Below are 24,751 nucleotides of genomic sequence, written 5' to 3' on the forward strand. Positions count from 1 at the left end.
CCCCTCGGCCGACCACTCCGGGAAGTCGCGTGTCAGCCCTGCTGCCTTTGTCGGCCGGTCTTCCTTCTCGTTCCTTTCGCGGGCAGCCTCGTTCCTCGGCCGACCACTCCGGGAAGTCGCGTGTCAGCCCTGCTGCCTTTGTCGGCCGGTCTTCCTTCTCGTTCCCTTCGCGGGCAGCCTCGTTCCTCGGCCGACCACTCCGGGAACTCGCGCGTCAGTCCTCCAGCAGACGCTGGCCCACGTACTCCCCCGGGCCTGCCCCACCCGGGACCGCGAAGAGGCCGCTCGACTCGTGGCGCAGGAAGCGGGACAGGCCGTCGCCGCCGTCGAGCTTGCGCTGCACCGGCACGAAGCCCTTCAGCGGATCGGCCTGCCAGGCCACGAAGAGCAGCCCGGCGTCCGGGGTGCCGTCGGCGCCGATGCCGTCGTGGTACGAGAAGGCCCGCCGCAGCATGGCCGCGCCTTGGTTGGACGCGGCCGCCGCGACCCGGATGTGCGCGTCGCCCGCGATGGCGACCGAGCCGTCGGCATTGACTTTGGCCAGGTCGACCGGGGTGAATTCGGTGCCGCCCGACAGCGGCGCCCCGTCGGACTTGCGCCGCCCGATCACTTTCTCCTGGCGTGCCACGGGCAGGTGGTCCCAGTCGTCGAGCAGCATCCGGATCCGGCGCACCACCGCGTAGGACCCGCCCGCCATCCAACCCGGCGACCCCTTGGCCGGTACGAAGACCCGCTGCTCGAAGTCCGGGTCGGAGGGCTTCGGATTGTTCGTGCCGTCGATCTGACCCATCAGGTTGCGACCGGTCATCGGGTGCGCGGTCGCGCCCGGTGTGCGGTTGAAGCCGTTCATCTGCCAGCGCACCGACGCCGTGTCACGGGCCGCCTTCTGCAGCACCCGCAGCGCGTGGAAGGCGACCAGGGCGTCGTCGGCGCCGATCTGCACCCAGAGGTCGCCGTTGCTGCGGGCGGGGTCCAGCCGGTCACCCGCGAAGTCAGGCAGCGGCGCCAGTGCCTCCGGCAGTGCGGCGCCGAGACCGGTCCGCCCGAAGAAGCCGCGGCCGAAGCCGAAGGTGACCGTCAGCGAGGAGGGGCCGGCGTCGTACGCGACCTGGTCGTCGTACGCCGCCGGCGCCGCCGGCCTGCCGGCCGCCGTCATCGTGCGCACGGCGTCCGACCAGCGCCGCATCAGGCCGGCCGCGGCCCTGCGGTCGGCCCCCGGCACCAGGTCGAAGGCCACCAGGTGGCCGCGGGCCTGCGCGGGCTGCACGATGCCCGCCTGCCGGACGCCCTCGAAGGGGATGTGCGCCGAGCCGACCGTGGCCAGCGCGGTCGGCTCCGCCTCCACCGCCGCCGCCACGCCCGCCCCGGCCGCGCCGCCGGCGATCAGACCGGCCGCGCCGGCCGCGCCGGCCGCGCCCGCGGTGCCGAGCAGCCGCCGCCGGCTGATCGGCGCGGACCCTTGCCGAGCCGGGGCGGCGCCGCCAATTCCCACGGCGTCGCCCATTGCCGAGCCGTCCGCTTCCCGCGCGTCCATTGCCGAGCGGTCCGCTTCCCGGCCGTCCATTGCCGAGCCGCCCCGGCGCCCCGCGGTCCTTGCTGCCTTGCTCATGCCTGCCGCTCGCTCACGATGTGATCTGCACGTTCCTTGTCACCGTCACCTCGTCGATGTCGGAGGTGCGGACGGTCAACGCGACCTGCCAGTTGCCGGCCAGCGGCAGCGTCACGTTCGACGCGATCCAGTGTCCTGCGCCGAAGGGGCTGACCTTCGCCGGGAGCGGGCCGAGGTTCTTGGCGGGAAGGGTGAAGGCCAGCCGCACCTCCGGCGCCTTCACCGGCAGTCCGGCGGCGTCGGTCAGCTCCAGATGCACCGAGGCGGCGGTGCCCGCCCGCGCCGGCGACAGGATCAGGTCCGCGGTGCCCTTGCCGCCGGGGCCGCCGGTGTCGAAGGGGATGCGCAGGTCGGCGTCCTGCGACGCGCCGGTCGCCGGGGCGGACGCGCCCGGGGCGGCGGGCGCGGGCGCCAGCGCCTTCTGCTCCTCCGCGGCCCGGCCCGGCTGGCTGCCGGTCAGCATCGTGGTGATGGTGAGCAGGACCACGGCGACCCCGACCTCGGCCAGCACCGAGCGGCGCAGGGCGACCCTGGCCGGGTCGGAGTCCCTGACCTTCTTCTCCCGGGCGGCCGTGCGGGCGTCCTGCTGCCTGCGAAGCTGCGCCATCCGCCGCGGATCACCCGCGGCGCGCTCCGTACCGGAGGCCGCGCCCGTATCCGAGGCCGGGTCGTCCGAGGACGGCCCCGGGTCCCCTGCGGTGTCCGGATCGCCTGCGCCGCCCTTGCCCCGCTCCTGAGCGCCGCCCGCACCGTCTGCCGCGTCCGACCCGCCCGCGGCCGCCCTGACGGCCTGCCGGGGTGCCTGACGGGCCGTCTGCCGGCCGACCTTCCCGGCCGTCGCCGCGGGGTCGCCGATGGACTGCGTCCACTTGCGCGAGAACCAGGCGACGCACACCAGCGTGCACACCAGCCCGATCTTGATCAGCAGCAGCCGGCCGTAGGAGGTGTCGGTGAAGGCGCGCCAGGTGCCGATCTGCCGCCATGCCTGGTAGGTGCCGGTGCAGACCAGCGTGGTGACCGCGGTCAGGCCGATGGTGGAGAAGCGGCGTACGGCGGCGCGTTCGACCGTGCCGGCGGTGGACGGCGCGCTGAGCGCCGTCAGCAGGGTGATGAGCCCGCCGAGCCAGACCGCCATGGACAGCAGATGGACCACGTCGATCGGCATCGCCAGTCTGCGCTGGATACCGACCGAGGCGTGCTCGGCCATGGCCCAGGTCGCCGCGATGCCGACGGCGACGACGGTGCCGCCGATGCCCAGGCCCCATGCAAGGTCGGCGCGTTCCTCCGGGTCCTCCCGTTTGGCGTAGCTGCCGAAGAGCACGGCGAGGAAGACCGCCGCGGCGGCGAGCAGCAGCAGCCGGGAGACCAGGGCGGCGCCTGGACGGGTCTCCAGCTGGGTGCGGATCAGGCTCAGGTCGAAGGCGTCGCCGAGCCCGCTGCCGTTGACGTAGGGGCCGCGCAGCATGATCAGCGCGATGGTCGCCGCGACCAGGGTGGCCCAGCCGCCGGCGACGAGCCGCTGGAGGGGCCGCAGCAGGGCGCCGCGCGGCCAGCACACGGACAGGAAGACGCAGCCGCCGACCAGCAGCGCGAAGCCGCCGTAGGCGAAGTAGCGGGCGACGCCGTAGAGGGTGCCCGCTGTGCCGCCGCCGAGCGCGGCCTGGTCGGAGAGGTCGACGGTGGTCTGCGAGGGCGCGCCGACCGAGAAGGTGAAGGCGCCGGCGACCGGATGGCTGTCCTGGGAGACGGCCTTCCAGGCGACGGTGTACGTGCCATTGCCGAGCCCGGCGCGCAGCGCGACCGTCGCCGTGGACCCGGAGTCCTTGCCGGCGGCGTGGCCGGGCACACCCGTGGCCACGTTCGCACCGGCCGGGTCGAGCACCCGCAGCGAGTCGGCCGACAGCAGCACACCCTCGGAGAAGGTGAGCACCACCTGCTGCGGCGCGGTCTGCACCACGGAGCCGTCGGCCGGGTCGGTACGGATCAGCGCCGCGTGGGCGGACGCGGGCGCGGCCGTGGCCAGCAGCACCGCGAACAGCGCGCAGCAGGCCGCCACGACCGCCGCCAGCCTGCGGACAGGGCCACGCCTCGGCCGTCGCGGACCACCGACCCGCACGGGAGGCGCGGACCTTGCCGCGGACGTCGCTGCTGACACCGCCGCGGACGCCGGCTCGCGCGTCGGCACGTACAACCGTCTGTTCATCCTTCGCTCAGCCCCTCGGGTGATACGTCGTCGGCCGCACGGGCACGGTGATCGTGACCGTGGCGGGCGTGGCGTGGGTGAAGTGGAGCCGTAGGGTGATCCGCTCGCCCACCGAGGGCATGTGGGTGAGTGTTTCGAGCATCAGGTGGTCGCCGCCGGTGCCGAGGGTGAGCCGCCCGCCCGCGGGCACGGTCAGCGCGGTCACCTGGCGCATGGTGGTGCCGGTTGTGGTGTGCAGGGTGACGTGAGCGGCCAGCGGTGTGCTCACCGACGTCAATTGTGCGTCCGTACCACCGCTGTTGGTAACCGTCACATAGGCGGCGGCTTCGTCGGTCAGCAAAGGACGCGGTATGTACCCGCCGCTCACCGCCAGCCTGGCCGGGCCCCCGGAGCCGGCGCCCGAGCCGTGCCCGGCGAGACCCGCGGCGGCGCCGCTCGCCGCGGCCACCGCCACGGCTCCGCCCAGTGCGCCCAGCAGTGCGCGCCGGCGCCTCACGGCGCCTCACTCCTGATGATCTTCGGCAGGTCGTGGGCGAACTGCTCGGCCGTGGTCCCGGACATGTACAGCACGTGCGCCTTGTCGTCCTTGGGCCAGAAGGCCAGCACCTCGGCGCCGTGGGTGACGGTGATGCTGCCGTCCTTCTCCTTGACCGGCGCCTCGATGCCGACGCCCACCGACCTGGCCGCGGCCTGGATGGCGGTGAAGTCGCCGGTCAGGCCGATGAAGCTCTTGTCCATCGCGCCGAGCCACTCGGTCAGCCGTGCGGGGGTGTCCCGCTCGGGGTCGGAGCTGACGAAGACGACCCGCAGCTTGTCCTGGTCGGCCTTGGGCAGCTTGGCCTTGGCCAGCGCGAGGTCGCTCATGGTGGTCGGGCAGACGTCGGGGCAGTGGGTGTAGCCGAAGAAGAGCAGCGTGGGATGTCCGGCGGTCTGCTTGACCAGGTCGAAGGGCTTGCCGTGGTTGTCGGTGAGCTGGAGCCGCGGCTTGGCGAAGGGCGTGTCGAGCACCGTGCCCGGCTGGTCGCTGCCCCCCTTCACCTCCGCCAGGGTGCCGGCGGCCGAGGTGCCGTCCGAGCCGCCGGAGGAGCTGCCGCAGCCGGTGAGTACGAGGGCGCAGGCGGCGGCGAGCGCGACAGCGCCGGCCTTGATGGTGGTACGCATGAAGGTGGTCCTCAAGAGTGCGGTGAGAGTGGGCCGGGCGGCCGCGGAGCGCGGGTCCGCTGACCGCGGCCGCCCGGCGTGAGGGCCCGTGCTGGGCCGGTGCCGTCAGGCAGCGCTGCCGCCGCCGCCCGTGCCTGCGCTGCTGCGGCGCCGCCCGGCGAAGATCCCGAAGCCGACGCCTGCCGCGCCGACGACGATCCCGACGACGCCCAGGGCGCGCGCGGTGCCGTCGCTGTCGCTGCCGCCCGAGGCGGCCTGAGCGGTGCCCTTGCTGTCCGCGGCGGGGGCCGGCGCGGGAGTGCCCGTGGCCGTCGCGGTGGCCGCGCCGTCGTCGGCGGCCGCGGTCAGCTTCAGGGTCGGCGCGGGATTCTGCGGCTCCGCCTGCCCGGCCTGGGGGACCTCGATCCAGCGCACGACCTCGCCGTTGCTGTACGTCTGCAGCGTCTTGAACGACAGCGAGTCCGCGTCGGAGGGCAGCGGCCCGAAGGAGACGGGGAACTGCTGGAATTGCCCCGGCTCGATCTTCCCGCCGGTCCAGGTGATCTTCGAAACGGCCTGGTCGACGGTGCCGTCGTCGGTCTTCATCGGGGTGGCCAGCTTCGACGTCGTCACCTGCGCGGTCCAGCCCGGGACCGGCTGCAGCGACACCGACGCGATCGGGTGGTCGGTCGGTACGTTGACCTCGATCTTGACGGTCGACGCGCTGTCCCGCTCGTTGGGCACCTTGAAGGAGACCGTGGTGTAGCCGCCCTTGGCGGCGGTGTTCGGCTGGACGGTGACGTGGGCGAAGGCGGGCACGGCGGCCAGCAGGACGGTGGCACCGGCGAGCGCGGCGACGGCGGCGGCGCGGCCGCGCAGGCGGGACATACGTGAACTGCTCATGGCAGGGGTTCTCCACGGTGAGAGGTGCGGACGGTGGCATGGTGCGGGCCGCGCCGCCTGCACATGGGTGCGGTCGTGGGACACGCGTACGCATGCGGTGGTCTCCGCCGCGGCGATGTGCGACGGGATTCCGTACGGGTACGCGGGTACGCCACAGGGTGCACTCCTGTGCCGGTCGCGGCGGGAGCGACCCGCGCGACCGTCCCCGACTCACCCCGGTGCACGGGGGAGCGGACGCCGCGTCAGGCCGCCAGTGCCACCGGCGGGCCGCGCCTGGCCAGGGAGTGCCGCAGCAGGACCGCGCGGTAGCCGGGGCCGCCCGAATCACCCGTACGCCGTACGCGGCGCGGCCGGGCGGCGGGCACCGCGGCGGCGAGCGCGGACAGCAGCGCGTGGGCGCGGAGCAGGACCGCGGGGCTCAGCACGGCCAGGCCCGCCGCGCCCCGTACCGACAGCCGGGTCAGCCGCCACAGCGCGGCCTCGCCGCGCCGCAGCAGCCAGCCCGCCACCACGGCGGCCAGCAGGTGGCCGAGCACCATCGGCAGCGAGCACATCGGCAGGGACGACATCGCGAGGTGCGTGCCGCCGCCGGGCTGGGACGCCATGCCGGGCATGTCCGGCATCGGCAGCGGGCCGTTCGGGTCGATGCCCGCGTTGATCACCGTCTGCCGGGCCGTCTGCGCGGTGAGCCGCGGACCGGGGCTGCCGCACACCAGCCGGGCGGCGATCGCCAACAGCCCGCCGCCGGGGTCACTCGAAGGAGTGAGTGACTGTGTGGCGCACATCTGGCCCGCGCCGAAGACCGTGTGCAGGACGAGCTGCCCCGCCGCGAGGACGGCGGCGATGCCCGGCAGCGTCCGCTCCCGGCCCGCCAGCGGTGCCACGACGGCGAAGACCGCCACCCATCCCAGCGCCAGCGACCACACCGGCACCGTGGCGCCCGAGGCCAGCGTGTGCCCGGCCGCGGCCAGCACGACGCAGACCGCGGTGAACACCGCGGCCCGCAGCAGTCTCATACCGGCGCCTGCGCGCGCGGCGGTGGCGGGGGAAGCCATGGCGGCCGTCATCCTCTCACCGCGGGCACGGGCGCGGAACAGGGGGTGTCCGGCTCACAGGAGTGTGTCCGGCTGATTCCTTACACCCGTACGCCGGGCGCACGCATCGGCCGAATGAGCGGGATCACGTCAACCCCACGCTTACGGAGTGCTCTTCGCGGCAATACGTATCCGTATGTCGAGCCGCAGCCAGGAGGCTGGAGCATGAGCATCTGGTGGTCCCTCCATTTGCGGCGCGAGGCTGCGAGCGTCCCGCTCGCCCGGAGACTTCTGCTGGGGACCATGGAGACCGCCGGGGTGGACCCCGACATCTCCTTCGATCTCTCGGTGGCCCTGTCCGAGGCGTGCGCGAACGCCGTGGAACACGCCGGATCGGCGACCGGCTACTGCGTCACCGCCCTGATCGACGGTGACTGCTGCCGGATCGAGGTCGCCGACTCCGGGCCGGGTTCATCCCGCGACCGCACACCCGAGTTCGACCGCACATCCGAATTCGACAGAAAACCCGACTGGGTCCTGCACCCGGCCCGGCCGCTGACCCACCGGGGCCAGTACGCCGAGCACGGGCGCGGACTCTTCCTGATCGAGGCGCTGGTGGACCATGTGCGCTTCCACGACCGGCCGGGGCACGGCACGGTCGTGTCCTTCGACAAGGTGCTCAAGTGGCGTGACGACGCGCTGCTGAAAGCGTCCTGACGCCCGCGAGGGCGCGTGGCCGCGGAGCATTGCCGCGGCGAAGGGCCGCGGAGCGACGTCCCGCGGCGGCGGGCCCCGCGGAGGGCTAGCCCCGCAGGCCCGCCATCCACGCCTCGATCTCGTCCGCGCCGCGCGGCAGTGCCCCGGACAGATTGCGGCTGCCGTCGGCCGTCACGAGGATGTCGTCCTCGATGCGGACCCCGATGCCGCGGTATTGCTCCGGCACGGTCAGGTCGTCGGCCTGGAAGTACAGTCCGGGCTCGACGGTGAGCACCATGCCGGGCTCCAGGGTGCAGTCCACGTACGCCTCGGTCCGCGCGTGTGCGCAGTCGTGCACGTCGAGGCCGAGCATGTGCCCGGTGCCGTGCAGGGTCCAGCGGCGCTGCAGCCCCAGTTCGAGCACCCGCTCGACGGGCCCGTCGATCAGGCCCCACTCGACCAGGCGCTCGGCCAGGACGCGCTGGGCGGCCTCGTGGAAGTCGCGGTAGGCCGCGCCCGGCTTGACCGCGTCGATGCCCGCCTGCTGCGCCGCGTGGACGGCGTCGTAGACCTGCCGCTGAAGGGGCGTGAAGCGCCCGCTGACCGGCAGCGTACGGGTGACGTCCGCGGTGTAGAGGGAGCGGGTCTCGACGCCCGCGTCGAGCAGCAGCAGGTCGCCGGAGCGGACCGGGCCGTCGTTGCGCACCCAGTGCAGGGTGGTGGCGTGCGGCCCCGACGCGCAGATCGAGCCGTAGCCGACGTCATTGCCCTCGACCCGGGCGCGCAGGAAGAACGTGCCTTCGATGTAGCGCTCGGAGGTGGCCTCGGCCTTGTCCAGCACCTTGACGACGTCCTCGAAGCCGCGCGCGGTCGACGCGCAGGCCTGCTCCAGCTCGCCGATCTCGAAGTCGTCCTTGACCGCCCGCAGCTCGGAGAGGAAGGCGGTCAGCTCCGCGTCCCGCTCGGCCGTCACCTTGTCGGTGAGGGCCGCCTCGATGCCCGCGTCATGGCCGCGGACGACCCGGACCGGGCCGGTGGCCTCGCGCAGGTCCGCCTGCGCCTTGCGCACGTCGCGGCACGGCAGCCCGAGCAGCTGCTCGGCCTCGGCCAGGCTGTGCCGGCGGCCGACCCACAGCTCGCCCTGGCCGTCGAGCCAGAACTCGCCGTTCCCCCGGTCCGAGCGCGGCAGCAGATACGCCGTCGCCTCGTGGCCGCCCTCCGCCAGCGGTTCGAGCACCAGGACCGCGTCCTGCGTCTGGTCGCCGGTCAGGTGCACGTATTCGGTGCCGGCCCTGAAGGGATACTCCGTGTCGTTGGACCGCGTCCGCAGCTTGCCGGCGGGGACGACGATCCGCTCGCCGGGGAAGCGCGCGGAGACCGCGGCGCGGCGGGCCGCGGTGTGGCCGGCCTGCGCGATGGGCGTCAGGCCGTGCATCTCGGTGTCCGCCCAGCCGGTCTTCATAGAGGCGGCCAGCTCGTCGGACACCGCCGGGTAGAGGCCGTTCTTGCGCTGCTTGATCGGCTTGTCCTGGGCGGCGCCCTGCGCGTCCTCCGCCACCCTGTCCTGCGCCTCGCGCTGCTCGTCCCCGGTCGCGCCCTGCTGCTGGTCGGCCTGCGCCACTTCCCTGCCTCCTCCTGATGAACCCGTTCGTCCATCGTAGGCGGGCCGGGAGTCAGTCGAAACGGGCCACCAGCAGCACCAGGTCCTCCTCGCCCCCGGTCGTGTCCAGCCCGCCGGGCAGCGTGGTGTGCAGCAGGTGGTCGGCCAGCAGCCCCGGGTCCTCGCGTACGGACCTGGGCGCGTTCTGTACGGCCGCGTGGACCCGGGCGAGGGCCCGGTCGGCGGACTCTCCGGTGCGGTGCAGCAGCCCGTCGGTGTAGAGCACCAGGCTCTCGCCGGGCCGTACGTGCAGCTCGACGCTGGGCGCCTCCCAGCAGCTGAGCATGTTCAGCGGCGCGGACAGCGAGGTCTCGACGTATTCGCAGCGGTGGTCGCCGACCAGCAGCGGCGGGCAGTGCCCGGCGCCCGCCAGCGTCACCTTGCGCCCGCCGGTCGGCAGCGGCGCGCACACGTGGCCGAAGAGCGCGGTCGCGGAGCGGGCCGGCTCGGTCAGCCTGAGCAGCAGTTCGAGGTCGGAGAGCACCGCGACCGGGTCCTCGCCCTCCATCACCGCGTAAGCCCGCAGGGACGCCCGCAGCCGGCTCATCGCGGCCACCGCGCCGGGGCCCGCGCCGGTCACCCCGCCCACGGCGAGGCCGAGCGCGCCCTCGGGCAGCGGCAGGGCGTCGTACCAGTCGCCGCCGCCGAGCGGACCGGTGCGGTGGCGTACGGCCATCCGCACGCCGGGGACGCGCGGCAGCCGGGCGGGCAGCGTCTCCGCGGCCAGCTCGGCGCTCGCCCGGCGCACCCGGGCCAGCTCCAGGCCGCGGGCGATGTGCTCACCGGCGAACCGCAGGTACAGACCGGTCAGCCGGCGCTGCCGGTCAGTGGGTTCCGCGGCCTCGTCGTAGAACCAGACGACGCTGCCGAGCCGGCTCACGGCGGCGGTGGAGGAACCGCCGGGGGGTGCGAAGGAGCCGCGGAAGTCTGCGGAGGCGGCGGGGAAGGCTGTGGAGGACTCAGGGAAATCTGTGGAGGACTCAGGGAAATCTGCGGGGGAGTCAGGAAAGTGTGCGGAGGAGTCAGGAAGGTTTGTGGGAAAGCCGTCCGGGCCGGCGGAGTAGGCGGCGCCGTGTGTGGAGGAGTTGTCGACGCGAGGTGAGAATCCGGTGCCGTTCGCGGTGAGCGCGAGGCCGTACGCGGCGCCCAGGCCGAGTCGCGCGGCGACCTCGCGCTGCCGGGTCTCCTGCCGCTCGCCGTGCCGCAGATCGGCGTACACGGCCTCGTCGGCGCCGACCGGGCCGCGGCCGAAGGCCACCGTCTCCAACGCGCCAAGATCCCCGTGGCCGAGACCGAGCCCCACCGTGGTGTCAGGGCCGAGGCCGTCGGCGGGGGCGAGCGCGATCAGGCCGCGCTGGGCCCCGACGAGGGTGGCTCCGGCCTGCACGACCTCACGCAGCGTGTCGTCGAGCAGCGCCGTACGGGCCAGCCGCTCGGTCAGTTCGTGCAGCAGGGACAGGTCGCAGACCCAGGACGCCAGGCGGTCCTGTACGGCCGGCGAATGCTCGGGCGAGCCGCGCCGCGGCAGCGCCGGAGCCGATACGGCCGCCGGTACGGGTGGGGCCACCGGGACCGCTGGGGAAGGTGCGGCCGCGACAGCGGCAGCGGATGAGGGCGCGGTCGTGACAGGCGCAGCTGGAGTATGCGCCGCAGCAGGCCTGATTGGCTCGCTTCCGGCCACTTTTCTGACGTGGGCCGGGTTCATGGCCGGGAACTTCCGGCCAGCGGCCTGCGGGTGGGGCAATCAGCGCTTTTCGTTCGCAGTGCGCGGAGCACCTGCATGATTAGCATCGCAAACCCCCATGTGTGCTGCGCCGCTATCAAGGAACCCACTTCTACACGCCGCATCGTGGGCATGTCCAGGATTGTCCTGGTACAAGGAGTGGTGTCGGACTGCTTGCGGTGGACACCCCTCGCGCAATACGTTGGCTGAAAACAGCTACCCCCGTCCTATGCGCGCTGTCGACTGATCCCAGCCAACAGCGCGTCATATTGCGGGCGATGGGTAGGAACCCGAAGTCTGGCTCAAGCGTCGTAAGTACGTAATCAGTTGACGGCCGACCCAACCCCGAGTGGCGAGGGGTGCTGGGCCCGACGTGCACCACGAACAGTGGGTCACGATCAGGGCACCATGAACAGACAAGCGCCATATGCGCGCTACCCTCCGCTACGTTCCACGCTCGGCTGGCGGCGTGATGCGCTGCCTCGTAAGCGGTGTGCTCGACAAGTTACGTTCTGTAATGGGCAGATCCCTGGGCGTTAACGGAAAGGAACGAGCGCTGATGCGCGAGATCCTCGGAAGGCGACGCAAGCTCTCTCTCCAGCGAAAGGAGCGGACCGCGTTGCTCAACGCGGCGCTCACTTACGCCGAACAGTGGCATTGGCGGGTCGTACCCGGAGTCGGGTTCGACAGCCGCGGCAGTTGGCGGGCGGCAGGAGCTCAGCCGTGCGCCTGCGGGCGCCCCAACTGCCCGGTGCCCGGGGCGCACCCGCTCGACCCCGAGCTGCTGGCCGCGACCCGCGACCCGCGGATGGTGCGCTCCTGGTGGACCCGCAGGCCCGACGCGCCGGTGGTGCTCGCCACCGGTGACCGGGTGTCGGCCGCGAGCCTGCCCGCGGTCGCGGGCGCGCGCGCACTGGAGGCGATGGAAGGCCTCGGGGTGCGGCTCGGCCCCGTGGTCGCCACCCCCACGCGCTATCTCCTGCTGGTCGCTCCCTACTCACTCGCCGAACTCGGCGAACTGCTCGACAGTCACGAATGGGTGCCCACGTCACTGCGTTACCACGGCGACGGCGGCTATGTGGTGCTGCCGCCGTCGAGCAGCAGCGCCGGGCAGTTGCGCTGGGTGCGGCCGCCGGTGCCGGACGAGCGGAACGGCAGCCAGGCACCCTGGCTGCCACCGATCGGCAGCCTGGTGGACGCGCTGGTCCGGGCCGGCCTCACGGCGCCGGACGGCGATCGTCTGACGTACTGACCGGTCCCGGTGGCGGCGGGGTCGTATGGCGTGGCAATTTGCCACGCCATACGACCCCGCCGCCGCTTTCTGTGCCGCCTGCGACGCATGTGCGCGCGTGGGCTTACGTGTGACGCACGCGGTGCGGCGTACGGTCGAGGCGTGCCCATACGGACAGGCGTGCACCACACACTCACTCGTTCGGGTAGCCGTCGTCCGCGAGCGGCCGCCGGAGCGGGAGGGGTGGGCTGAGTGGACGGAATGGCATGAATCAGGCCGCTATGTTCGGTTCAGTGCATTCCGTCGTTGAGCACACGATCGAACGCGGCATCGAACACGCAGGGGAGCGGCATATGGCATCGCAGGAGCCGGCGCAGGAGGCCGGCGACCGGTTGCGCCTGATCGCCGCCGCCAGTGTCGCGGCGCTCGCCGTGGTCCTCCCGCTCGCCGCGGCGACCGCGGGCCCGCACGACAGCGCCCAGCGCGGCAATGCGGGCCACAGCGCGTCGCACCGCACGCCCGACGTGGACCCGGAAGACCCGTCCGGCCCGGTCGACGGCGACTGAGCCGGCCGGTCGCCGGGGCCTGGACGGGGTGATCGGACGCGGCGTCCGGACAGGGAAAAACCCGGTCGCTGACGACGGGGGATGCATCAGCGACCGGGCTGAATAAACGGTAACAAGACTTCGTCCGATCGCAAATTTCCCGGCTGGAGCGGCTTGTCGAATCGCCACGATTCCAAGGGAGTTGTGACCGGAATCACTGACCGACCGCTCAGTCGGATCTTGCCGACCGGGTGAACTGCCTGCTGCGGAGGCGCGACCGGGGCCGCGGGCCGTCTGCCGCAGTTGCCCGGCCGCGGTTGTCCGGGCCGCGGTTGTCCGGCCGCGGGTCCCGGGCGGACGGGCCCGCGGCCCGGTCGCCCAGCCTGCGGGTCCCGGGCCGGCGTCGCCCGGCCCGAGGCCCCAGGATCCCGGCCGCGGATGCTCAGCTGAGCGTGATCTGCCGGTTCGTGAAGCCGCTCCTGGCCCGCCGCTCCTCCGCGGTCAGCGGCTCGCCGCGGCCGAGCGTCTCGGCCAGCCGCTCGCCGAACGCCGCCGCAGGCTTCTCGACCTCGTCCGCGCCCATGCCCACCGGCAGGTCCCACACCGGCACCGTCAGCCCGTGCGCGCGGAAGGAGCCGACCAGCCGCGTCCCCTCGCCGAGCGAGGACGCACCGGCCGCGTGCAGCCGCGCCATCGCGTCCAGCAGCGCCTCCTCCGGGTGCGGCATGACCCACCGCAGGTGGTTCTTCTCCGGCGTCTCGCACCAGTAGGCCGCGTCCACCCCGGTCAGCCGCACCGTCGGGATGGCGGCCTGGTTGGCGCGCTCCAGCGACGCCGCCACCTCGCCGGTCGCGGTCTCGGCGTCCTCCAGCCAGTATTCGAAGCCGCTGTGCACCTCGGGCACGAAGGGCGCGTCCAGGTCGAGCAGGTCCTGCAGCCGCGGCCCGTCGGGCGCGGGCCTGCGCCCCTCCACCGGATTGCCCGGCTCGGCAACGAGCGCCCGGGTCAGGGTGTCGGCGAGGTCGCGGCTGATGTCGCCGGAGGCGGTGTCGCTCTGCAAGCCGAGCAGGACCGCGCCCGTGTCGCGGCGCAGACCGGGCCAGGCCATCGGCAGGACGGTGCCGAGGGTGACCGAGGGCACTCCCTCGGGCAGCTGCTCCTTCAGGGTGAGCGCCACGGTCGCGGCCGGCACCAGTTCGCGCAGCGCCACCCAGTCGCACTCGCTCGGCAGCCCCTCGAAGGGGCGACGGACCAGCTCGGTCACGGCGTGCGCCGCCTCACGGCCGTGGCAGGCCTTGTAGCGGCGGCCCGAGCCGCACGGGCAGGGCTCGCGCGCACCGACCACCGGCACGGCCGCTCCCTCCGCGGTCCTGGCGGCCTGTGCGGCCCCCTTGCTCCTGGTGGCGGTCGCGCGCTTCTTGGCCATGGCTCGGTCTCTCCCGTTGCGGCGGTATTCCGGTCCGCGAGCCTAGCGCCCGGCGGGGCCACCGCCCGACCACGACGGGCGGGGGCGGGCATACGGCCTGCGACCGTATCCGCGACCGGCTCGCTCGACGACCCGCCCGCTCGCCCCCGGCCGCCGATGCCTGCGGTCGACTCGGTGCGGCCTGCGTACATTGCCGGTGCGCGTCGCCGACTCCCGCGGCCGCGTACATTGCCGCGCCCGGTGCGTCCGGTGCGCCCCGTCCTCCCGGCCGTCCGGGCTCAGCTCAGGTCGTCCAGCGACTCGGCCAGGTCCAGCGGAAGGTCCAGCGGGATGCCGCGCGGCAGGCCGATGCCCGTACCCCCGGTGCCGAGGTCGTCGCGGCGGGCGTGCCGGCCGCGGACCGCCAGCAGCGCCCAGACGGTGACCTCGCCGGGCGCGTCGTCCCGTACACCCCAGCGCAGCGCCAGATTGCCCACGATGCCGAGCCCCCGGCCGCCGTGCGCGGTCAGCGAGGGGCTGGAGGGGCGCGGCCTGGTGGGGCCGCCGCCGTCGGTGACCTCGACCTTGAGCAGTCCGTCCGTCCCGATGGCCCAGCCGGCCCGCATGCCGCACTCCTGCCGGGGGGACCGCGGGCCCGAGCCGCCCGGACCTGCCGTGCCGGGCACGGCTTCGTACATTGCGCCGGACAAGGTCTCGCCCCCGTCGCCCGGGTCGCCGAGCGGGCGGGCGTGCCGGCAGGAGTTGCTGAGCAGCTCGGAGAGGATCAGCACCGCGTCGTCGATCACCGTTTCCGGGACGTCCTGCGCGTGCAGGTCGCTGCGCATTCGCCTGCGTGCTTCCGCGACGCCGGTCGGACCATGGGGCAGGGCCATGGTCGAGGACGTCGGCACCTCTTGTGCGACCACCAACGACACCCCCGTGACCTCCTTCACCCCACGCCACGGGATGGATGCCCTCTGGAACTCGACCGGAAACAGACCAACCACGATCTCTTGACGCACTCCATACGCGCGCCGGTCGCCCCCACGTCATATACGCATGCCATGGGCACGCGACGCCCGCTCACGCCCCGCGGCAATGTCAGCGGCCTGACCCGTCCAGGCTGCTCAGCTGGGCCAGCACCTGCCGCGGCCGGTTGGTGATGATCGCGTCCACCCCGAGCCGTGCGCACAACTCCACGTCGGCCGGGTCGTCCACCGTCCACACATGAACGCGATTTCCGGCCCGATGCAAACGCGCCACATAGCCGGGATTCGCCCGCACAATGCGCATGCTCGGTCCGGCGACCCGCACTCCGGCGGGCAACCGCCCGTCCCGGTGCCGCGGCGACACGTACTGCATCAGATAGACGGTCGGCAGCGCCGGCGCCGCCAGCCGTACCCGGCGCAGCGAGCGTGACGAGAAGCTCATCACCCGCACCTGGGAGGCCTCACCGGGCGGCGCGGGCCGGTCGAGCCCGAAGCGGTGCAGCAGGTCGATCAGCCGCTCCTCCACCTGCCCCGCCCAGCGCGTCGGGTGCTTGGTCTCGATCGCCAGCTCCACCCGCCGGTCGGTGTCCGCGACCAGTTCGAGCAGCCGCCGCAAGGTGAGGACCCGGCTCCGCTCGGCCAGGTCGTGGCGCTCGGGCGTCTCGGGGTCGGCGTGCTGGCCCTTCCACGAGCCGAAGTCGAGCGCCGCGAGGTCGGCCAGCTCCAGCGAGGAGACGGCGCCGCGGCCGTTGGACGTACGGTTCACCCGCCAGTCGTGCACGCAGACCAGCTCACCGTCCGCGGTCAGCCGGATGTCGCACTCCAGGGCGTCGGCGCCGTCCTCGATGGCTTTCCGGTACGCCGCGAGCGTATGTTCTGGTACATCCTCGGAAGCACCCCGATGGGCGACGACCTGGACAGGTCGCCCGACTGGGTACGCCTCCGGGACCGCGCGCGCATGTGTCATCGGTTCATGGTGCCACCGCCTCGCCGGCGGCCACGCGAACCAGCCCCTGTGCACGCGCCACGGACATGCACAGCTACCGCTTACGGCGGTCCGACACGCCGTGGGAAATGCTGTGTTCGGCCCACCACCCTGTCCTGACCCCGAGGAGAAACGCTGTGAGCACCGAGAACGAAGCCGGATCCGTCCCGGCTGCGGAGTCGGCAGCGACCGCGCCCGACGGTTCCGGGCCCGACGGTGCCTCGGCGGCACAGGCCCCCGTTCCTCCGGCCGCCCCGCCGGCGCCCGCGGCGCCTGCCGCATACGACACGCCTGCCGCGCCGGCCGCCGACGCGCCCCGGACCGAGGTCCTTCCCGCGCAGGCGCCCCCGCCGGTCGGCCCGCCGTCGCCGTACGGCCCGCCCCCTGCCGCGCTCACCCAGCAGCTCCCGTCGCCCGCGCAGCAGCCGTCGGCGCCGCCGGTGCCGACCGCCGCGCCGTACGGGCAGAGCGGGTACGAGGCGCCGAAGCCGGCCGCGTACGACCCCCCCGCGGCCCCCCGGCAGCCCGTCCACGACGCCGCTCCGCAGGCCGCGCCCGCGCCCGTCGTACCGGCCCAGGCGCAGCCGTACGCGCAGCAGCCGGCATACGGCGCCGAGCAGCCCTCCCCGTACGGCGGCCACGGCCAGGAGCAGGCCCCGCAGGACCCCTACGCCGTACCGGCCACCCCGGCGTACGCCGCCGGCGGCCAGCACCCGCAGACCCAGCCCGGCTACGGCGGCGGCGGCCCCGAGGGCCCGGTCTGGGGCGCACCCGTGCCCACGCCGCCGGAAGGCGGCCCCAAGCGCCGCGGGATCGGCGGCCTGGTCGCCGCGGTCCTGGTGGCGGCACTCGTCGCCGGCGGCGTCGGCGGCGGCATCGGCTACTGGGCGGCCGAGCACAACGACGACAACAACGCCACGTCGTCCACCACCGTCTCCGACTCCAGCAGCCAGAAGGCGCTCAACCGTGCGCCCACCTCGGTCGCCGGCATCGCCAGCAAGGCGCTGCCCCGCGTCGTCACCATCAAGGCCAGCGGCAGCCAGGAGAGCGGCACCGGCACCGGCTTCGTCTACGACACCCAGGGCCACATCCTCACCAACAACCACGTCGTCGCCCCCGCCGCCGACGGCGGCAAGCTCACCGTCACCTTCTCCAACGGCAAGACCTACGACGCCTCGGTAGTGGGCCGCGCCCAGGGCTACGACGTGGCAGTGGTCAAGCTGAAGAACGCCTCCGGCGTCACGCTCACCCCGCTGCCGCTCGGCAATTCCGACCAGGCCGCGGTCGGCGACGCCACCATCGCCATCGGCGCCCCCTTCGGCCTGTCCGGCACCGTGACCACCGGCATCGTCAGCGCCGTCCACCGCCCGGTCGCCTCCAGCGACGGCCAGGGCGCCGCGGCCTCCTACATGAGCGCCATCCAGACCGACGCCTCCATCAACCCGGGCAATTCCGGCGGCCCGCTGCTGAACGCCAACGGCGCCGTCATCGGCATCAACTCCGCCATCCAGCCCGGCGGCACCGCCCAGCCCGGCACCCAGGGCGGCAGCGTCGGCCTCGGCTTCGCCATCCCGATCAACCAGGCCAAGCGCGTCGCCGACGAGCTGATCAGGACCGGCCAGCCGGTCTACCCCGTCATGCAGGTCAGCCTCGACGGCCAGTACCAGGGCGACGGCGCCAAGATCGGCGGCACGAGCGACGCCGTCACCGCCGGCGGCCCCGGCGCCGCGGCGGGCCTCAAGCCCGGCGACGTGATCACCGAGTTCGACCACACGATCATCGACAGCGACGAGACCCTGATCGGCGAGATCTGGCAGCACCAGCCCAAGGACAAGGTCACGATCACCTACACCCGCAACGGCACGTCCCACACCGCCACCGTCACCCTCGGCTCCCGAGTAGGCGACACCCCCCAGTAAGCTGTCCCCGCACGCCGAGGCCCCCACCCGGGCCCCGGCACTGCGTGGAGGCTTGCCCGAGCGGCCGAAGGGAACGGTCTTGAAAACCGTCGTGGCAGCGATGTCACCGTGGGTTCAAATCCCACAGCCTCCGCAGAGGTAGACGTACGAGCAGGTCAGAGCGGGTGCCCCGAGCTTCGGGGCACCCGCTCTGCCTGTTGCCGTCCCACCTTGGCCCGCGTATGGCCCATGGTCGACCAGTGCGTGTGGACCAGGCGTGGACCGGATTCGGGGGTCTACGCGGGTCCGCCCCCTCAAGCCAGTCCGGCTGTGGTGGTCCGGCAATGTCGCCGATAATCGGCCGACGAATCGACGGTGGTGGAGCAAGGTCGACATGAGATCATCTGGCTCAATCAATCCTGGGGGGATGAGATGGACCACGCCTATGTGGCCGCGCAGACGTACTCCACGACAAAATACTTCGAGACCGCAGCCCTCGCGATGCTGGTCGCGGTGGGCTCCCTCTGGTGGGGACGCAACATGCGCCGCACCGGACGCAGCCCGCTGGCCGCACCCGGGAGTGTCGTTGCCGACGGTTCCCTGTCGGGCCTGCGGCCATCACGTCCAAGTACCTCCGCCCGCCTGACGGGCTGGGCGCTTGAGGTCATCGGTTGGTTCGCGGCCGTGGGGTTCGTGGTCAACCTCGGCGAAGCGATCTTGCAAGCGCTCGACTGAGCTTGACTCGGCCAGGGACCTTGGTGTTTCCCGGTGCGGTAGCGCGGCCAGCGGGCAAGCTCGGGACGGTTCGAGGGTCGAGTAGTTGTCGAGATGTCTGTTGTCGCTGCACCCCTTTCCGGCGAGCAGGTTCCGTCTTTGACCGGGCAGATCGCGCGGGCGGGCAACCGGAAGATCGGTCCTACCCGGCCAGTGCCCGCGAGATGCGCTCGTTGTCCTGGTCCTGGCGGCCCTTGATGACCTTCGCGTAGAAGCGGAAGAGGACGGCGACGCTATGCCCGGCACGGCGGGCGACCTCGGTCGGCTCCACGCCCGAGCTGAGCCAGAGGGAGACGCCGGCGTGGCGGAGGGAGTACGGCACCTCGGCGAGCGGGGTCTCGGCGTCCTCGGGGGTGAGCGCCTTCTGCCGAGCTGCCTTCCAGATGTCGGTGTACTCGGTGGAGCGGACGCGCCCGCCGCCCGCGGCACGGAAGAGGCGCCCATCGGCAGCCAGGCCTTGCCGCTTCTTGTGCTCGCGGAGCATTCCGACCAGGACGGGCGGGATCGGTACCGTGCGCGTCGCCTTCCGGGCTCGGCGCTTCAGACCCCGGGTCTCGTACGAGAGCCGGTCGTCGGTCCAACCCGAACCGACCTCGGGGCGGCTCTCCGAGAGGATAAGTTCGCCCCACTGCGTTTCCGGGGCGCCATGCTTCGGCGCCGGGGGGAGTCGGCAGGCTTGGTCGCTCAGGGCGGCGGCCTCGGCGGGGCGCATCGCGGCGTAGTACAGGCAGCCGAAGAACGCCTCAAGGTGCTCGCCGCGTTGGCCCTGCTCGCGTGCGGCGGAGATCAGGCTCCGCGCCTGCTGGGGGTTCGGAACGTAGCGGAAATCGATCTCGTCGTCGGTCTCCGGCGGCTGCCAGTCGACTTTGCCGAGCGGGAACGAGGTCAGAACCTCGCGCTCCACCGCGTAGCGCAGAGCGTTGCTGAACACCGTGTACTTACGGTGGACGGTGGTTTCCGCGGCCTTCGCTCCGTCCAGCCTGAGCGAGATCGCGTCGAGCGCCACGCGTAAGAGGGCCGGCTTGTCGAGTTCGCTCGCGTCAATCGACTTGCGGCCGATCCACTCCAGAGCCTCGGCGATTTCCGTTGGGGGCTCCTCCGTGTCGAAGCGCGGCTTCAATTCCTTGCTGCCCTCGACGCGTTGGAAGCGAAACGCCCATCCATACAGGGCCGCCCTCAGGACGTCGCGCGATGGTGCGCCGCGTACGTCCCGGACAAGGGCAGGCGTGATGGTCGCAAGAGCGTCGGCGATCCCCGCCCTGTGCTTGGCCGACGCGTTCGGCCACTTCATACGCGCGTAGGCGCAGGCATGCGCGTACCAAGTCGGCGACTGGAGGAGCCGGAACTCCGACGCCGGCAGCCCTGTCGTCACGTCGAACTGTTCGCGGTTCCGAAGGGCGGACAGGAGTTCCGCGCGACGACCGTCGGCCTGCTCCTTCACCTGGAAGCTCTTGGAGTGCGGCTGTATGCCGACTCGCCACCGCAGTTGGAAGGGCTTCGCGCGGTTGGTGCGCTTGCGGATGCCCCAGATCTGTACGTCGTAGGTGAGCATGTCCCTCTCCCCTAGCGGGGGTGCGCGTCACGGGAACGCGCACCCCGGGCGGTCAGGTCGTCGGTCTCAGATGCCGGATTCCTCGTACTGCGCAAGCCAGGCGTCGAGGTCGCTGCGGCGGATACGGATCTGCCCGTTCGGCAGCTTGATGCACTTCGGCGCCTTGCCGCGGGCACGCAGCCGGTAGAAGGCGGTGCGCGACATGGCGAGTTCACTCAGGACCTCGGGGAGCCTCAGCGTCCGACGAGCGGGCGCGGGGCGGCCGGGGCCGGGCCGCGACGTCGCTCTCATGCCGTCCTCCGCGAGTCGTCGCGGGCGGCGGGGAAGATGGCGTAGACGCGTATGGTCGCGGTGCCGACGTCGGCGGACATTTCGAGTTCCTGCCTGCCTGGGTCGGGAAACCTCTTCGGCTCGATGGCGCAGGTGGGCAGGTTGAGGGCTTCGCGCCAGGCTTCTAGGCCGCTCGGGCTGTCGAGTTGCACGTCGACCCGTTGCGGTATGAAGCAGTGGGACACGATGTACGCGCCCGGGAGGTGGGGGTGGGCGTCGATGAGGCGGAGCAGCGTGCCGAGCGCGTTCGCTTGGCTGGCGGCCAACTCCGTTGGTGTGTGCGGCGGTAATGCGGCGTGCTGGGCCATGCTGGTGGTTCCTCCTGTGCCTTAGGTGGGACGGAGGGCCGGAGCAGCGGGCGTCCTTGGCCGGTTGGCCATTGCTCCGGGCGGGGTCAGACAGGCGGGTCGGTCTCGGGTGCCACGGTGGTCGTCGCGACCAGGGAAACGACGCCGTCGGGGTCGCCTTCGAAGACGGTTTCCATCCATTCCCAGGTCTGTTCGGCGCCGAGGGGCGTGAAGCCGAGGGAGTGGAGTGCGGCGGCGCGGGCGTTGAGGGTCGGGATGCCGTCGGTGATGGGGAACGGGACGTGCGGCCAGCGGGCTTCGTCGGGTAAGGCGACGAAGACTTGCCATTCGGTGCCGCCCCAGGAGTGGATCATGTGGGCGCGCAGCGGGGCTTGTTGTGTCATGGGTCAGCTCGCGTGCAGGAAGCCGTGGGCTTCGGCGTGGCGGATGAGGTGGTGGAGGGCGGCCTCGGCGCATTCGCCGTACGCGTAGGCGGCGTTGGCGACGGCGGCGGTGTCGTCGGCCTGGGCGTGGGCCAGGAGCCGGGTGCGGAGGCCGGCGAGTTCGCGGGTGCCAGCCGTGGTGGTGAGGGACTGGTTCAGGTCCGGGAGGTCGGCGGGGTCGAGGACGTAGTGGCCGTTGCGGTCGCGGGGGAGGTCGACGTGGCGGGGGCGGTCGTTGCGTAGGACGGCACGAAGCGCGGTGGCGGTGCCGTGGGCGTAGCCGAGGGCGGCGTTCTCGTACAGCTCGGCGGTGTGGTGTTCGAGGACCATGTAGAGGTCGCTGAGCTGCCAGAGGGCTTCGTCGTGCGGGCGTACGGGCTCGGCGCCGGGGGTGGTGACGTGGCCGGGCACGGGCATGATGCGGGCCGGGTCGGTGGCACGGGCGGTGAGCTGGGCGTGCTGGTGGGCGGCGCGGAGTTCGCGGGCGGCGGCGCCGAGGGCGTAGACGCTGGCGGTGAGGCTGAGGTGCCAGGCCTGGGCGGTGTCGGGCATGGGGGGTCCTCCGTCGGGTCGGTGGCCGTCAGGCCAGGCTTCGCAGGGCGGCGGGGAGGTCGCCGTCGAGGGCGGCGAGGCGTTGTTCGATGGCTTGCCACGATTCGGCGTCGATAGCCATCAACCCGGCTATGGCGGTGGCTCGTTGGCCGAGTTGGAGTGCGGTGAGGATGTCGCGGACCTCTGCGGCGGCCATGAGGGAGATCCGGGGCGGCGGGGTGGTGGGCATGGTGGCTCCCGTCGGGGTCAGTTGCCGGAGGTGGGGAGGGCGTCGCGCAGCGCAGACATGATCTGGTCGATGGACGGGGCGGCGCTGGTGCGGGCGAGGTAGAAGCCGAAGAGCAGGGCGACGATCGCGGCTCCGGCGCCGAGGGCGCGGTAGCGCATGAGCAGGGCCAGGAGGGCGCCGAAGAGGACGATCGCGGAGATGCTGAATGCCATGGCGTTGCCTTTCCGGACGGTTCAGCGGGTGCCCTCGCGGTGGAGGCGGGTGGCGGCGTTGTAGAGGTGCCGGCCGACGCGGACGCGCTGGCCGTACCCCTTGCAGCGGCGGCACTCCCGGCCGCGGACGATCCGGCCGCGCCGGTTCTGCCGGACCTTGAAGCCGAAGCCGCCGCACCTGCGGCAGACGCCGAGTGGGCTGACCGCGCAGAGGGCCGCGTAACAGAGCGTCGCCAAGACGGCGAGGGTTATAGCGGAGACGAGCGGGGACATGGAGACCTCTTCCAGAGCGGAAAAAGGGTGTGCGAAATGAGCGGCGCTAGTGGCTAGTTGGCCGCTCAGAGCGGCTGTTGGCCGCTAGCGGGGGTGCTAGGTCTAGCGGGTGCCGGCGCTAGGCCGGACAGCTACGCGGCGGCGGTGCCGTCGTCACGGCGAGCGATGGCAGCGAGGACATCGGCCCGGCGCACACCGCGGCGGTTGGCGCCCTTGCCGTCCTCCGTCGTGCCCCAGACCTGGACGGTGCGGATGCCGTACGGCTTGAGCGCGGCGGCCAGTTGCTCAGGGCTCCACTGGCCGTAGACGTCCGGGCGGAGTTCGGCGAGGCGGGCGACGATGTCCTCGCTCCACGCCTTCGCCTTGCCGGACGGCAGCGCCGCGCCGACATCGGCGAGGAGGTCGTACGACGCGGACGCGTCCGCCTCGGGCTGCTCGCCGACGGCGTGACCGGTGAGCCTGCCGGCTTGCTGGCGCAGGGCGCGGATGCGCAGGGCCAGGGCCTCGGCGGTGGGGGCGTTGACCTCGACGCAGCGCACGATGCGGGCGTCGGCACCCTCGCCGACGAACCACGCGATGCCCTTGTCCCCCCAGGCCAGGGTGTTGGCGCGGATGCCGCGCTTGTAGGAGCCGGTCCCGAGCACCATGTCGTTCTCGATCTGGCCCATGACCTTGAGGCACCAACGGACCGTGGCGTTTGCGGAGATGCCGGTCGGCAGCGACTTCGAGTCCGGCCGTTGCGTGGCCAGGAGGAGCGTGATGCCCAGCGCCGGGCCGCGCTTGACCAGGTCGGTGCAGTGCTCCTCGAACTCGGCGCCGTACTTGGGGTGTTCGAACCACTTCTGGCACTCGTCCACGCCGACGACGATCGGGTGCAGTCCGAGTCTGCGCATGTCGGCGAGGGCGGAGGTGACCTTCGACTCCGGGCAGAGGTCCTTGGGCAGTTCGCGGATGACCTTCGCCCGCCGCCGCAACTCGGCGCGCAGCTCGCGCAGATCGGCGAGGGCGTAGGCGATGTCCTCGTCCTCTTCGCCCGCCCGGTAGCGGTGGGCGACGTGGGCGAGTGCGGACAGGTCGCCGGTGCCCTTGAGGTCGTACGCGTGGATCTCGGCGCGCAGGTCCATGCAGGCGATGAGCAGGACGAGCCGGAGCAGGAACGTCTTGCCCATCCGCGGCACCGCTCCGACGATCCCGGACACGTACATCAGCGACTGCGCCACCCAGCGGCCGCGCTGGTCCGTGGCGAACGGCTGCGCTTTGAAGAGGTCCAGCGGCTTGGCCGCCAGCAGCGGCCATTTGGGCTGCGTGGTCTGGGACATGTCCTGGTCGCCGACCCACAGGCGCAGCCGCCCGGTGTGCTCGTCGGGTACGGCCTCCGGCCATACGCAGCCGAGCGGGCGCCGAAGCCCGGAAGCCAGCCGTTCGCGGCGGTCGATCACGTCGGCGACGGTGACGCCGTACGGGAGGTCGCCCTCCGCGAGCCAGCCGGGGCCGTCGCGGGTGATGGGCGCGGTGAAGGCGAAGCCGGGGCCGCCCTTGGACTGCGCCTGGTTGATCGCGGGGATGCCGAGGGCGCCGAGTGCGCGTAGGACGATATCGCTGGTGAGCTTGGTGGCGCGGGGGATCTCCACAGCCCTGTGGATAACCGGATCGTCGGCCGGCTGCCCGAGCCTGCCGAGCGCCATGACCGCCACGGCGGCGACTACGGCGAGCGTCCAGACAGGGGCGAGGACGTACGCCGCCAGCGCGGCGACCGGGCCGAGGACGGAGGCGACGATGCCGACGACGGTGCGCCAGCGCACCCGCCGGTCCCGTTGCCGCGAGAGCTTGAGGTACTCCTCGATGTCCTCGTGCGTGGCCGCCGCCTGCCGCAGCGGCTCCCCCTCGGCGTCGACCAGCCACCGCAGCACCCCACCGACGAAGCGGGCGGCGCCGCGGGGCGCGCGGAGGGCCAGGCGCAGGGCGTACCAGGGCGCGCGGGCCACGTGATACGCGCTGACGTGCCCGGCATACGCGGTGACGCCCTTCGCGGCGGCCTCGAACTCCTGCCGCGACCGCGCCCACGCCGGCACGACCGG

General features: G+C 72.7%; 25 protein-coding genes and 1 tRNA gene. 6 read left to right on the top strand and 20 right to left on the bottom strand.

Translation table 11 applies throughout. The features are described 5' to 3' along the window. Positions 1-214: 214 nt before the first annotated feature. The 6 genes from efeB to OG900_20770 form a co-directional block, all read right to left on the bottom strand. Positions 215-1,504: an iron uptake transporter deferrochelatase/peroxidase subunit gene (efeB, locus tag OG900_20745; protein ID WUH95859.1), complete on the bottom strand. Its 1,290-nt coding sequence runs from the start codon at positions 1,502-1,504 to the stop codon at positions 215-217. A 118-nt stretch (positions 1,505-1,622) separates the two neighbouring features. Beyond that, entirely contained in the window at positions 1,623-3,665 is a 2,043-nt protein-coding gene (locus OG900_20750) for a copper resistance protein CopC (GenBank protein WUH92295.1), read from the bottom strand. 154 nt (positions 3,666-3,819) lie between these two features. After that, entirely contained in the window at positions 3,820-4,308 is a 489-nt protein-coding gene (locus tag OG900_20755; GenBank protein WUH92296.1) for a copper chaperone PCu(A)C, read from the bottom strand. Continuing rightward, positions 4,305-4,973 (bottom strand): SCO family protein, encoded by a 669-nt coding sequence (locus OG900_20760; protein ID WUH92297.1) that lies wholly within the window; start codon positions 4,971-4,973, stop codon positions 4,305-4,307. Before OG900_20760 ends, OG900_20755 begins: the two co-directional genes overlap by 4 nt. A gap of 105 nt (positions 4,974-5,078) precedes the next feature. Beyond that, the gene (locus tag OG900_20765; GenBank protein WUH92298.1) at positions 5,079-5,855 is read right to left on the bottom strand and encodes a YcnI family protein; all 777 of its coding nucleotides are present in this window, start codon (positions 5,853-5,855) and stop codon (positions 5,079-5,081) included. Between the two features lie 242 nt (positions 5,856-6,097). After that, entirely contained in the window at positions 6,098-6,910 is an 813-nt protein-coding gene (locus tag OG900_20770; protein WUH92299.1) for a hypothetical protein, read from the bottom strand. 204 nt (positions 6,911-7,114) lie between these two features. Here OG900_20770 and OG900_20775 point away from each other — a divergent pair, with 204 nt between their 5' ends. After that, entirely contained in the window at positions 7,115-7,606 is a 492-nt protein-coding gene (locus OG900_20775; GenBank protein ID WUH92300.1) for an ATP-binding protein, read from the top strand. 85 nt (positions 7,607-7,691) lie between these two features. On the opposite strand, the gene OG900_20780 is transcribed toward OG900_20775, so the two are convergent. Together OG900_20780 and OG900_20785 are read right to left on the bottom strand one after the other, a co-directional pair. Beyond that, the gene (locus tag OG900_20780) at positions 7,692-9,143 is read right to left on the bottom strand and encodes an aminopeptidase P family protein (protein WUH95860.1); all 1,452 of its coding nucleotides are present in this window, start codon (positions 9,141-9,143) and stop codon (positions 7,692-7,694) included. Between the two features lie 115 nt (positions 9,144-9,258). Next, positions 9,259-10,950: a serine/threonine-protein phosphatase gene (locus OG900_20785; protein ID WUH92301.1), complete on the bottom strand. Its 1,692-nt coding sequence runs from the start codon at positions 10,948-10,950 to the stop codon at positions 9,259-9,261. Positions 10,951-11,527: 577 nt separating this feature from the next. Between OG900_20785 and OG900_20790 the strand changes: the two genes are divergently transcribed. Continuing rightward, positions 11,528-12,220: a bifunctional DNA primase/polymerase gene (locus OG900_20790; GenBank protein ID WUH92302.1), complete on the top strand. Its 693-nt coding sequence runs from the start codon at positions 11,528-11,530 to the stop codon at positions 12,218-12,220. A gap of 332 nt (positions 12,221-12,552) precedes the next feature. After that, on the top strand, positions 12,553-12,765 hold the full coding sequence (locus OG900_20795; protein ID WUH92303.1) for a hypothetical protein: 213 nt from the start codon (positions 12,553-12,555) through the stop codon (positions 12,763-12,765). 421 nt (positions 12,766-13,186) lie between these two features. Here OG900_20795 and OG900_20800 read toward each other — a convergent pair whose 3' ends face one another. The 3 genes from OG900_20800 to OG900_20810 all read right to left on the bottom strand — a co-directional run bounded on the left by OG900_20800 (position 13,187) and on the right by OG900_20810 (position 16,105). Further along, positions 13,187-14,170, bottom strand: coding sequence for an SEC-C domain-containing protein (locus OG900_20800; GenBank protein ID WUH92304.1), 984 nt, complete (start codon positions 14,168-14,170; stop codon positions 13,187-13,189). Between the two features lie 278 nt (positions 14,171-14,448). After that, positions 14,449-15,084: an ATP-binding protein gene (locus tag OG900_20805; protein ID WUH92305.1), complete on the bottom strand. Its 636-nt coding sequence runs from the start codon at positions 15,082-15,084 to the stop codon at positions 14,449-14,451. 166 nt (positions 15,085-15,250) lie between these two features. Then, positions 15,251-16,105, bottom strand: a complete 855-nt coding sequence (locus tag OG900_20810; protein ID WUH92306.1) for a glycerophosphodiester phosphodiesterase — start codon at positions 16,103-16,105, stop codon at positions 15,251-15,253. Positions 16,106-16,260: 155 nt separating this feature from the next. Here OG900_20810 and OG900_20815 point away from each other — a divergent pair, with 155 nt between their 5' ends. The 3 genes from OG900_20815 to OG900_20825 all read left to right on the top strand — a co-directional run bounded on the left by OG900_20815 (position 16,261) and on the right by OG900_20825 (position 18,756). After that, positions 16,261-18,042, top strand: coding sequence for a trypsin-like peptidase domain-containing protein (locus OG900_20815; GenBank protein ID WUH92307.1), 1,782 nt, complete (start codon positions 16,261-16,263; stop codon positions 18,040-18,042). Between the two features lie 46 nt (positions 18,043-18,088). After that, positions 18,089-18,175: transfer RNA gene (locus tag OG900_20820), tRNA-Ser, on the top strand. Positions 18,176-18,396: 221 nt separating this feature from the next. After that, positions 18,397-18,756, top strand: coding sequence for a hypothetical protein (locus OG900_20825; GenBank protein WUH92308.1), 360 nt, complete (start codon positions 18,397-18,399; stop codon positions 18,754-18,756). 181 nt (positions 18,757-18,937) lie between these two features. Here OG900_20825 and OG900_20830 read toward each other — a convergent pair whose 3' ends face one another. The 9 genes from OG900_20830 to OG900_20870 form a co-directional block, all read right to left on the bottom strand. Continuing rightward, positions 18,938-20,347 (bottom strand): site-specific integrase, encoded by a 1,410-nt coding sequence (locus OG900_20830; GenBank protein WUH92309.1) that lies wholly within the window; start codon positions 20,345-20,347, stop codon positions 18,938-18,940. Positions 20,348-20,413: 66 nt separating this feature from the next. Continuing rightward, on the bottom strand, positions 20,414-20,638 hold the full coding sequence (locus tag OG900_20835; GenBank protein ID WUH92310.1) for a helix-turn-helix domain-containing protein: 225 nt from the start codon (positions 20,636-20,638) through the stop codon (positions 20,414-20,416). After that, entirely contained in the window at positions 20,635-20,943 is a 309-nt protein-coding gene (locus OG900_20840; protein WUH92311.1) for a hypothetical protein, read from the bottom strand. Before OG900_20840 ends, OG900_20835 begins: the two co-directional genes overlap by 4 nt. A 128-nt stretch (positions 20,944-21,071) precedes the next feature. Further along, positions 21,072-21,368, bottom strand: a complete 297-nt coding sequence (locus tag OG900_20845) for a DUF6303 family protein (protein ID WUH92312.1) — start codon at positions 21,366-21,368, stop codon at positions 21,072-21,074. Positions 21,369-21,371: 3 nt separating this feature from the next. Beyond that, positions 21,372-21,959 carry a hypothetical protein gene (locus OG900_20850; GenBank protein ID WUH92313.1) on the bottom strand — a complete coding sequence of 196 codons (588 nt, stop codon included), beginning with the start codon at positions 21,957-21,959 and terminating at the stop codon, positions 21,372-21,374. 28 nt (positions 21,960-21,987) lie between these two features. Beyond that, a complete protein-coding gene (locus OG900_20855; GenBank protein ID WUH92314.1) occupies positions 21,988-22,188 on the bottom strand; it encodes a hypothetical protein in 201 nt (66 codons plus the stop codon). A 17-nt stretch (positions 22,189-22,205) separates the two neighbouring features. Continuing rightward, entirely contained in the window at positions 22,206-22,400 is a 195-nt protein-coding gene (locus OG900_20860; protein ID WUH92315.1) for a hypothetical protein, read from the bottom strand. A 21-nt stretch (positions 22,401-22,421) separates the two neighbouring features. After that, the gene (locus OG900_20865) at positions 22,422-22,673 is read right to left on the bottom strand and encodes a hypothetical protein (GenBank protein ID WUH92316.1); all 252 of its coding nucleotides are present in this window, start codon (positions 22,671-22,673) and stop codon (positions 22,422-22,424) included. 131 nt (positions 22,674-22,804) lie between these two features. After that, on the bottom strand, positions 22,805-24,745 hold the full coding sequence (locus tag OG900_20870; protein WUH92317.1) for a cell division protein FtsK: 1,941 nt from the start codon (positions 24,743-24,745) through the stop codon (positions 22,805-22,807). Between the last annotated feature and the right edge of the window lie 6 nt (positions 24,746-24,751).

Source organism: Streptomyces sp. NBC_00433, assembly GCA_036015235.1.
Lineage (GTDB): Bacteria > Actinomycetota > Actinomycetes > Streptomycetales > Streptomycetaceae > Actinacidiphila.

Coding starts and splice junctions, on each gene's coding strand:
- efeB (WUH95859.1), bottom strand. CDS start 1,504: ATGGGCGACGCCGTGGGAATTGGCGGCGCCGCCCCGGCTCGGCAAGGG.
- OG900_20760 (WUH92297.1), bottom strand. CDS start 4,973: ATGCGTACCACCATCAAGGCCGGCGCTGTCGCGCTCGCCGCCGCCTGC.
- OG900_20765 (WUH92298.1), bottom strand. CDS start 5,855: ATGAGCAGTTCACGTATGTCCCGCCTGCGCGGCCGCGCCGCCGCCGTC.
- OG900_20770 (WUH92299.1), bottom strand. CDS start 6,910: ATGGCTTCCCCCGCCACCGCCGCGCGCGCAGGCGCCGGTATGAGACTG.
- OG900_20775 (WUH92300.1), top strand. CDS start 7,115: ATGAGCATCTGGTGGTCCCTCCATTTGCGGCGCGAGGCTGCGAGCGTC.
- OG900_20785 (WUH92301.1), bottom strand. CDS start 10,950: ATGAACCCGGCCCACGTCAGAAAAGTGGCCGGAAGCGAGCCAATCAGG.
- OG900_20790 (WUH92302.1), top strand. CDS start 11,528: ATGCGCGAGATCCTCGGAAGGCGACGCAAGCTCTCTCTCCAGCGAAAG.
- OG900_20795 (WUH92303.1), top strand. CDS start 12,553: ATGGCATCGCAGGAGCCGGCGCAGGAGGCCGGCGACCGGTTGCGCCTG.
- OG900_20800 (WUH92304.1), bottom strand. CDS start 14,170: ATGGCCAAGAAGCGCGCGACCGCCACCAGGAGCAAGGGGGCCGCACAG.
- OG900_20810 (WUH92306.1), bottom strand. CDS start 16,105: ATGACACATGCGCGCGCGGTCCCGGAGGCGTACCCAGTCGGGCGACCT.
- OG900_20830 (WUH92309.1), bottom strand. CDS start 20,347: ATGCTCACCTACGACGTACAGATCTGGGGCATCCGCAAGCGCACCAAC.
- OG900_20835 (WUH92310.1), bottom strand. CDS start 20,638: ATGAGAGCGACGTCGCGGCCCGGCCCCGGCCGCCCCGCGCCCGCTCGT.
- OG900_20845 (WUH92312.1), bottom strand. CDS start 21,368: ATGACACAACAAGCCCCGCTGCGCGCCCACATGATCCACTCCTGGGGC.
- OG900_20850 (WUH92313.1), bottom strand. CDS start 21,959: ATGCCCGACACCGCCCAGGCCTGGCACCTCAGCCTCACCGCCAGCGTC.
- OG900_20855 (WUH92314.1), bottom strand. CDS start 22,188: ATGCCCACCACCCCGCCGCCCCGGATCTCCCTCATGGCCGCCGCAGAG.
- OG900_20860 (WUH92315.1), bottom strand. CDS start 22,400: ATGGCATTCAGCATCTCCGCGATCGTCCTCTTCGGCGCCCTCCTGGCC.
- OG900_20865 (WUH92316.1), bottom strand. CDS start 22,673: ATGTCCCCGCTCGTCTCCGCTATAACCCTCGCCGTCTTGGCGACGCTC.